This is a genomic window from Mycobacterium interjectum (assembly GCF_900078675.2).
In the GTDB taxonomy this organism is placed as follows: domain Bacteria; phylum Actinomycetota; class Actinomycetes; order Mycobacteriales; family Mycobacteriaceae; genus Mycobacterium; species Mycobacterium interjectum.
Window position 1 is genome coordinate 4,994,202 of record NZ_LT546237.1, and the last position, 863, is coordinate 4,995,064.

Here is an 863-nt window from a genome sequence, read left to right on the forward strand (position 1 = left end):
CCGAGGCCGACGCCGCGCTGGCCGCCGTCCGGCGCCGAATCCCGGGCCTCGGCGGCAATCGCATCGTGCAACCGCCGGCCCGCAAACCGGCTGCACCGGAGGGATCGTCTCGGCATGGCCACGTCACGTACCCTGAGCAGAGGAATTCGTCCCCGCCGGGGGTAGGTGCGGTCCAGGAGCCGATCCGGCGCAGGCCTCCGGAGCGGGTCGCCAGCACCCGCATAGCGAAAGGACCGGAGGTGACCGACCGCCCAGTGGATAGCGCCGCCAGCGCTGGATCCGGCTTGGGGTCAGGCGCCGAGAAAACCCCCGATCGGGCCAGGCCCGCGGCCGACGATTTCCAGCCCGACATCCCGCGCGAGCCGCAGCCGCGGTCGGCCCCGCGGGCCGCCGACCGGCTGAACGGCGATCTGTCGACCGAAAACACCCGTGGCGCAACGCCCTTCGACGCACCCCGCGACCGGGCAGGTGAGTCGTCGGACGATGTCCACCTTGTTCCCGGCGCCCGCATCGCCAGCGGCCGGTATCGGCTGCTGGTCTTCCACGGCGGCGCACCCCCCCTGCAGTTCTGGCAGGCGCTGGACACCGCGCTGGACCGACAGGTGGCGCTCACCTTCGTCGATCCGGACGGGGCGCTGCCCCATGAGGTGCTGCAAGACATCCTGTCCCGCACCCTGCGGCTCAGCCGGATCGACAAGCCCGGCATCGCCCGGGTGCTCGACGTGGTGCACACCGGGTACGGCGGCCTGGTCGTCTCCGAATGGATCCGCGGCGGTTCGTTGCAGGAGGTGGCCGACACCTCGCCGTCGCCCATCGGCGCCGTCCGGGCGATGCAGTCGCTGGCCGCCGCCGCCGACGCGGCC

General features: G+C 73.0%; 1 pseudogene. It reads left to right on the plus strand.

Annotated features, from left to right (window positions below):
* Positions 1-863: pseudogene (locus tag BN4348_RS58895) on the plus strand (murein biosynthesis protein MurJ); the annotation flags it as partial.